Raw genomic sequence first — 7,926 nt, forward strand, 5'->3', positions numbered from 1 at the left:
GCTGCTGCGCCCGGCGGCCGTTCGGCGGGGCATCGGGCGCGGGGAGGCACGGCGGCGCCGTGCCCGTACGGGGGCGCGGCGGGGAGGCACGGCGGTGCCGTGCCCTTCTTCCATGGGGCGTGGCGGGTGGCGCGGCGGCGCGGGCACGGGCAAGCCGTGCTCCTACTTTGATGCCCATGGCAATCGTTCCCCGTGTATAATAGGAGGTATACAAGAGAAGGAATGCTCCATGTTGACGTATGAGAATTTTGTAGCGGTGTTGCTCGGGGCGATTGAGCGAGCGGGGCTGAACATCGCGTATACTCAAGAATTGATCGATACCCACGCCCTGGGGCGTAGTTTGAGTATTACTTGTTTGCCTGATGGGGTTGAAGATGATCATGGCCCCGAAGAACCCTCTCTGCGGGCAGTGGTGGCTTTTCGCTGGTCCCCTGAGTTTACGGTTTTTTCGTTGCGGGGCGCCGATTCGCTTGATGATATCGAGCATTTTGTTGATGAGCGCCTCTTTGCCCGGTCGCGTACGGGGCCCTCGCTTGATGTTGAGGTGATCTATTACCTGCCGCTGACGCCGCTGCAACAGCGTGATGTCGCTGCCCTGCCGTTGCTCGCCCATGCGGTTCAGGAGTTGCACGGGACGCTGGTTGAAGAGCACGAGGTGATGCGTGTTGATGGGGTGCTGGCCTTTGATGTCGATGGCATGGCGCGGGTGCAGGGCGTTTCGGCACTGCGGATCTGGAGCCTTGATGATGCGCTCTATGATGTGGAGTTGCTCGCGCTGACGTTTGAGGAGTTGTGTACCGAGTTGCACGCGATGCTTGAGTTGCTTTATGCTCAGTTTGGCCCATCTGAGGGTAGTGAGCCGCAAAGCTTCGACTCGTTTGGCTCTGATCGCCGCTATTTCAAGCCTCCTACGGCTTAGATGCAATCCTTTTTTAAAAAGCCAGATTTTTTGACGCAATGGCGCAACGGTGCAATGTTTCTGATGTCAGGCATGCCAATTTATAGCGCTTTGGCGGCGCTGCGTGAGCGTATGCGCAAAGTATTGAGCCTAGATGAGTAGTCTGTTTCCGCGTGAGGCGCTGGCGGCGCTGCGTACCGAGGGGGTCGCTGAACGCTGGGTTGCCGTGCAGACGGTGCTGCATCCCGTGCTTGCAGCGCTTGCCGAGCAGATCGCTGCCGCTGCGGCGCAACGCTATCCGCGCTTTTGGCCGCTCTATGAGGTGAGTTTTAAGAGCCAGCGCTATCTCCATCGCGGCCGTGGCCGCCGCGAGGCGATCAGTGATTACTGGGTGGCCTTTGATCGTCCGCCGCGAGGCGCTGGGGTGCTGTTGGCGGTGAGTGGCGTGGAAGAGGCGATCCTGGTTGGCTTGCAGCTTTGGCGGGTGCGTAAGCCCAATCTTGCGCGGGTCTGGGAGACCGGGCGGGCGGTCTGGGCTCCCCTGGTTGAGCGTGTTGCGTACGAGGGCCAGGCTCGGTTTGCGCCTGGCACCACCGACCTTGGGCTCGCTATGGCCGATGGTGCATCGGCACCGCTCTGGCTTCAACGCTACCTTGCTTCTCGGCGGGCCAATTATCTCTGGGCCGGGTTTGTCTATCCCTGGGCCACTATGCCGGACGATCTTGCCCAGCGCCTGACGGATGATGTGCTGGCACTGGTCTTGCTCAATGAAGCGGTGATGGAACAGGCCGAAACGCACGCTCCAACCGGGGCGTTGCGTGTGCGCGAAATGCGGCAGCCGTATCTGCCGCAGGGCTTGCCCCCGATTGAGGTGATCGCTGACCGGGTGTACCAGGATGGCTTCGCCTTGGATGATGTGACCTTGCGGGCGTATCATATTGCGCTGCAGACACGCCCGCTGGTGATTCTGCCCGGGATCAGTGGTACCGGCAAAACGCGCCTGACCCGCCGCTATGCCGATGCAGTCTATGGTCTCGGTGATGGGCAACCCAACCCCTATTACTTGCTGGTTGCCGTGCAACCTGACTGGCATAATGCCCGCGATCTGCTGGGGTACTACAATGCGCTGACCGGCCAGTACCACGCGACCCCGTTTCTCCACTTTCTCTTGCAGGCTGCTGCCGATCCGCAACAGTTCTACTATGTCTGCCTCGATGAATTCAACCTGGCCCGCCCCGAATATTATCTGGCCCCGATCCTGTCGGCGATGGAGACCGTGGAAGGCCTGTTTGACCTGGGGGCACCAGTTGACGAGGTGGCGCTGGTGGGCGGCGGGGTGGTGCGCAATCCTGTGCGCTTGCCGACGAATCTGCGCCTGATTGGTACGGTCAATGTTGATGAGAGCACCTTTGCGCTGAGCGACAAGGTGCTCGACCGGGCGAATGTGATCGAATTGACCGAAGTTGATCTCGACCGGTTTCGTGCGACCTACCCCGCCCCGCTTGACGATCAACTCTGGGCGTTGCTGGTCGCAGTGCAGCGCATCCTCACCGACGCTGGCCAACCCGTAGGCTATCGCACCCTGGCGGCGATGCTCCAGTTTGTGACACAGGCGAGCGGAACCTTGTCGGTGCCGCAGGCGTTTGACCTGCAACTCAAGCAGAAAATCTTGCCGCGCCTGCGTGGGGAAGATAGCCCCCGGTTGCGGCGGGCGCTGACCGAACTCTTGAGTTTCTGCCTTGGGCTTGAGGCTGCTCAGTGGGGGCGCGCCAACCGGATTGCTCCTGCGCAACTGGCGGCGGCCCTCTATCCGGCGAGTGCGAGCAAACTGCAGCGCATGCTTGAACGCCTTGATCAGGATGGGTTTACTGATTTTTATAGCTGATTTTGACGTGTGGCGTTGAAGGCAGTATGATTGGGGCAAGCGCGACCTTCCTTCTGCAGGGTAGACAGGTATGACCACACGTGATTGGATCGCTTTAGGCATCTCGTATGTATACGCCGGGGGGCTTCTCTTTCTTGCCGAGGCGGTGCGCCGCTGGCGCGGGTATCCGCAAGACTTCACTCGTAAGATCGTTCATATTGGTGCCGGGATGTGGGTCTTTGGGGTACTGGCCCTCTTTGATACCTGGTATATCGGTATTATCCCGTTTGCGACCTTTATTTTCATCAACTATATTCTGTGGCGCTACAAAGTGCTTGGTGCGATGGATGCCGAGGATAGTACCCCAGGTACCGTCTATTTTGCCCTTGCGATCACGATCCTTTTTGTCGCCTTCTGGCGAACCGATGCGCCGGACGATCGCGGCTATATTGCCGCCGCCGGTACGATGGCGATGACCTGGGGTGACTCGATGGCCTCGTTGCTCGGGCGGCGGTTTGGCCGTCATAAGTATACGGTTCTGGGGAGTACGCGTTCGTTCGAGGGGTCGGCAGCGATGCTGGTGGCGAGTACGCTTGCGATGTTCCTGACCCTCTTGCTTGTCCCTGGCTCGGCGCTGTCGCCTTTAAGTGCGCCCCTCGGTGCGGGCATGGCCTTTACGGCCGCGTTCGCGGGGGCGTTGGTGGCAACGGTTGCGGAAGCCGTTTCGCCCGCCGGAACCGACAATCTGAGCGTGCCCCTGCTCGCCGGGGCGATGATCTTTCTCGTGCTTGTCTTGTCAGGAATGTAACAAGGGAGTTGCAGTTGGATAGCCTGCGCATACCGATCCTCAAAATTGGGGACATTCTGATCGCCTCCATCCAGGTTTCGTTACATGATGCCTCGGCGGTGCAGTTCAAAGATGATCTGTTGCAGAAGATCTATGATACGCGGGCCCGCGGGGTGATCATTGACCTGACGGCGCTTGATGTGGTTGACAGTTTCATTGGCCGCCTGATTGCCGATATTGCCGCGATGGCAGGTCTGATGGGGACACGCGTCGTGCTCACCGGGTTGCAACCGGCGGTGGCGATTACCCTGGTTGAGTTAGGTCTTGAGTTGCCACGCGTACTGACAGCCCTGAACCTTGAGAAGGGGCTGAGTATGATGCAGCGCCTAACTGAGGAGAGCGACGATGGCCCAGCCTAAGACGGCGGTCGTCCGCAGCGATCTTGATATTGTCATTGCGCGCACGATGGCGCGTGATCTGGCCAAGGCGATGAGCTTTGGCGCGATTGATCAGGCGCGCATTGCAACTGCGGTGAGTGAACTCGCCCGCAATGTGTTTCTCTATGCCGGTACCGGGAAGGTGACGGTGAGAGAGATTGATAAGAGTGGGCGAAAAGGCATTGAAATTGTGTGTGAAGACCAGGGGCCTGGGATTCCTGATGTCGATCTGGTGATGCAGGATGGCTATAGTACCTCACGTGGCATGGGCATGGGCTTGCCTGGGGCGCGCCGCTTGATGGACGAGTTTGAACTGAAGTCCCAGGAGGGCGTGGGGACAAAGATTACGTGCCGTAAGTGGAAGAGTTCATAGTTCACGCGTAGGGGCCAGCGCAAGCTGGCCCCTACGCTGTGTTTCTCTCTACTGGCACGGGGCGCGTGCGCCTGGCGGCAGAACGGGGCGCACTGGGACGAAGGGGCCTCCGCCTTCTGTGGTGGTGGCGAGGGTGAGACGACTTACGGCGAGGCTGATGGTGCGGCCTTCGGGGGCGAGGGCCGCAGGGCTAGCGAGTTCGAGGGTGGTTGTGCCGGGTGGCATGAGCACGCGGATGATGCGATAGGCTCCTGTCGGGATACCGGTGCTCGCGATGGGTTGCCCATCAAGCTCGAGGGTCAGGGGGCGGTCTTCCCCATACGCTGTGGCTTCGAACTGCGCGACCACCGGGGTACTCCAGGCTGCTAGCATGCCGAGCCGTGCGCTTGCCCCCATCCAGCGCCAGATGCGCTGGGCGTCGCCTTCGGGTGCAAACCAGTCGTCGTTGTGGGGGTAGAGCCCCGGACGGGCGTAGGTCGGGTCGATCCGGTAGAAGCGCAGAGTTTCGTCGGTGTCGATGAGGCTGAGGCCTGGTACGTTGAGGCTGCTGCCGAGCAGTGCGGCGTCGCTGGCGTTGAGGCCTTGCGCTTCGAGGGTAGCGTAGGTGATGCCAAGCGCCGCCAGGTCGCCGGCCAGGTTTGCGGTGAAGATGTCGGCGCTGAGCGGGGTGCGGTACCAGACGCTGGCAAACGCTGAGGCGTGCTGAGCTGGCCGATAGTCGGGGGTGCGCGCCAGGTAGCCCCCGGCGAGCGGTCGCCCGTGGCAGATCTGGTTGAGCATCGGCTGGCTGGCGTTGGTGCGTACCGGCAGTTCGATGATCGCCCCCGGTACTGGCTCGGCTTGCAGCAGCGCGGCGTAGCGTGGGTCGCTGCCCAGCGGGACGATCGCCCAGGGGGCGACGAGGTATTCGACGATGATCAGACCGATGAACAGCGGGACGACGAGGCTTCGCCCGCGTTGCATCAGGAGTTGCAGCCCAAGCCCGGCGATGAGCGCGATGGGCAACAGTGCCAGCGCCACAAAGAGACTTGGGCGACTCGCGTTGCGAAAGGGCGTGACGAGGTCGAGCAGCAGGAACGGCATCGGGAGGCCGGTCTGCCATGCGCTGACTTTGAGCTCGGGGCCGAGCGCGAGCATCAGCAGGACGATGGTCAAGACGAGCCACGGCCACGTTTGTCGCCATGCCTTCACCAACGCATAGATCATCAGGCCGAGCACGCCAAGGCCAAAGGTGGCCCCGATCTCGACGCCAATCGGGTGCCACGCCTCAAGCGTCTGGCTGGCCCACGTGCCCCAGAGCGGGTGCAGCATATTGAGGGGCAACAGGTCAACCAGCGCCATGCTGTGAAAGACCTGCACCTCGTACCAGTTGCGCACCGTATTGGCCCCGAGGCGGTCGAGCGGCCAGACATAGAGCAGCAACGTGCTGGCCCAGATGGCCGCGATGCCAATGGCAACGGCGAGTCGCCGCCAGCGTGTTGCCCAATCGCGGGTCAGCATCAAGACAAGGCCAACATGGAAGAGCGAATAGACGGCGCTGAAGAGACCGTAGTATTGCGCCGAGAGCGTCGTGAGCAGCAGGGCGCCGGCGGCGGCCAGGGTTGCCGTGATGGTCTGGCGTTCGAGCGCGTGCATGAGCATCAGCACATAGACCGGCAGCCACTGCATAGCGATCAGTTCCATCGAGCCGCCGAGAATGCGTTGCAGGTGATACGGCGAGGCGATGACGACAAACCCGGCCAGCAACGCCGACAGCACGTTGAGCCCGCCGGCCCGTGCGAGCCGGTAACTGGCGTAGCCCCCGATCGCAAACGAGAGCAGCGTCACCGTATTGAACCCGGCGACGGGGCCGAAGCCCGCAATGATCGGCCAGACCATGATGGCACTTGGCATGCTCACCGGTTGCCAGAAGAGATCGACACTCTGTGGAAAGAAGAGATAGCTGGTCAAAAAGAGCGGCCAACGCTGGCTGATGGCCGTATAGCCCCACCAGAGGTTCCAGATGCCCTGACCTGAATCGACGGGTACGCCGCCCTTCTGGATCACGCCATGCCCCCACGAGAGCACCATCGGCCAGGTGAAGATCACGCCAATCAGCAGGAAACTGAGCAACACACCGAGCCGTCTGAGCAACGGTTCAGCAGGTGCAACTGCGGTGAGGGGTAGCGTAGCAGGTGTCGTCTCGCGGGCCAACGTGGTCTCCTCAATCTGCAATCCAAAAGCTACAATCTGAAATGGGATAACTGCTCATACAGGCGTTCCAGATTCGCAGCAAGCAGGTCGTCGCCATAGCGGGCCAGCGCTTCGCGGCGGCCCTCGGTCGCAAGCCGCCGTCCGAGGGCCGGGTCGCGCAACAGGCGAATGATCGCCGCTGCCAGCGCCTCGACATCGCCGTATGGCGTAAGCAAGCCGGTGCGTTCGTGGCTGATCACCTCGTTGCAGGCGACGACATCGGTGGTGATCACCGGTGCCTCGGCGAGCAAGGCTTCGATCAATGGAATGCCAAAGCCTTCGTAGCGACTCGGCGCAACAACAACGGAGGCCTCGCGCAGCAGGCGGAGCTTCTCGGCTTCGCTGACACGGCCACGCACATCGAGGTGCGCGGTGACACCACCGGCCTCGGCGAGGCGACGGAGCTCGGCGGCCCCGGCCTGGTTGTGGCTCACCATGATGCATCGTACATCCGGGATGGCCTGCACAACCGTTGGCAAAGCGCGCACGAGCAGATCAAAGCCTTTGCGCGGCACGAGTTGGCCAATGAAGAGGATCGTCGGGTGGGTGGTCTTTTCCGCAGGCGCCGTACTGGCAAGCAGATCGGCGTAGGGCTTGAAATCGAGCGCGTTGGGCAGCACGCTGATCTTGGCGGCCTCGACGCCGAGCTTGCTCAGCAGGTCGCGTTCGCCGTGCGAGAGCGCGACGATGTGGTCAACGTGCAACAGCGGCGCATGGATAAAGTAGTTGCGGAATGCCCGTCGTGGGTAGGCCCCTCGCGCCAGGGATCTGAGCAGACGTTGCGGCGTGGTGAGCAGATTTTCGTAGCGTAACGGCGCTTCGAGCGGGCGCTCGCGGTCGACCACCAGATCGCCGTCGTGCAGCAGGCCATGCACCGTCAGCACCGTTGGAATGCCGAGACGCCGCGCTGCCAGCACGGTCTGATAGCCAAGCAGGCTGCGCAAATGGTGCAGATGGATGACATCAGGGCGCGTCTCGACGAGCAGGCGCAGCAAAGACGTTGGTGCAACAAAGCCCAGCGTCGGCGCGCGATGCACCGCGATGCCCCCGTCGAGCCAATCGCAACGCGGCGTCTGACCGGGATAGCGCCGGTCGTGGTACTCGTGCGCGACAACCGTATGCCCGCGCCTGATCAGCGCCCGCGCCTGGATCTGCTCGGGCCGACTGGGAAAAGCCGGATCAAAACCGTAGGTTGTTATGATAAGAATGCGCATAAAGTGTCTACTCAATAGTCTGGGAATTAAGTTTCCCGGTAGCACCGCCGACCACGAATACTGATTACGAAGAAACGAATATGGGCTGCTCCATGCGCTCTTCGTTTCTTCGTGGCCCCAA

7 protein-coding genes and 1 pseudogene are annotated in these 7,926 nt (G+C 61.5%); 5 read left to right on the forward strand and 3 right to left on the reverse strand.

Annotated elements, in window-relative coordinates; genetic code table 11:
- Positions 1-214: pseudogene (locus tag EKD05_RS26585) on the reverse strand (hypothetical protein); the annotation flags it as partial.
- Positions 215-229: 15 nt separating this feature from the next.
- Here EKD05_RS26585 and EKD05_RS24665 point away from each other — a divergent pair.
- The 5 genes from EKD05_RS24665 to EKD05_RS24685 all read left to right on the forward strand — a co-directional run bounded on the left by EKD05_RS24665 (position 230) and on the right by EKD05_RS24685 (position 4,359).
- On the forward strand, positions 230-919 hold the full coding sequence (locus tag EKD05_RS24665) for a hypothetical protein (protein WP_129678180.1): 690 nt from the start codon (positions 230-232) through the stop codon (positions 917-919).
- Positions 920-1,052: 133 nt separating this feature from the next.
- Positions 1,053-2,783, forward strand: coding sequence for an McrB family protein (locus EKD05_RS24670; protein ID WP_129678182.1), 1,731 nt, complete (start codon positions 1,053-1,055; stop codon positions 2,781-2,783).
- A gap of 70 nt (positions 2,784-2,853) precedes the next feature.
- On the forward strand, positions 2,854-3,570 hold the full coding sequence (locus tag EKD05_RS24675) for a diacylglycerol/polyprenol kinase family protein (protein ID WP_129678184.1): 717 nt from the start codon (positions 2,854-2,856) through the stop codon (positions 3,568-3,570).
- A 14-nt stretch (positions 3,571-3,584) separates the two neighbouring features.
- On the forward strand, positions 3,585-3,968 hold the full coding sequence (locus EKD05_RS24680) for an STAS domain-containing protein (protein ID WP_097654980.1): 384 nt from the start codon (positions 3,585-3,587) through the stop codon (positions 3,966-3,968).
- Positions 3,955-4,359, forward strand: coding sequence for an anti-sigma regulatory factor (locus EKD05_RS24685; RefSeq protein WP_129678186.1), 405 nt, complete (start codon positions 3,955-3,957; stop codon positions 4,357-4,359). The genes EKD05_RS24680 and EKD05_RS24685 overlap by 14 nt, the downstream gene beginning before the upstream one ends.
- A 48-nt stretch (positions 4,360-4,407) precedes the next feature.
- Here the strand turns inward: EKD05_RS24685 and EKD05_RS24690 are convergent, their stop codons facing one another.
- Together EKD05_RS24690 and EKD05_RS24695 are read right to left on the reverse strand one after the other, a co-directional pair.
- The gene (locus tag EKD05_RS24690; RefSeq protein WP_129678188.1) at positions 4,408-6,552 is read right to left on the reverse strand and encodes a hypothetical protein; all 2,145 of its coding nucleotides are present in this window, start codon (positions 6,550-6,552) and stop codon (positions 4,408-4,410) included.
- 29 nt (positions 6,553-6,581) lie between these two features.
- The gene (locus tag EKD05_RS24695; RefSeq protein ID WP_129678191.1) at positions 6,582-7,805 is read right to left on the reverse strand and encodes a glycosyltransferase family 4 protein; all 1,224 of its coding nucleotides are present in this window, start codon (positions 7,803-7,805) and stop codon (positions 6,582-6,584) included.
- Between the last annotated feature and the right edge of the window lie 121 nt (positions 7,806-7,926).

The organism is Candidatus Chloroploca sp. Khr17 (genome assembly GCF_004138165.1).
In the GTDB taxonomy this organism is placed as follows: Bacteria; Chloroflexota; Chloroflexia; order Chloroflexales; family Chloroflexaceae; genus Chloroploca.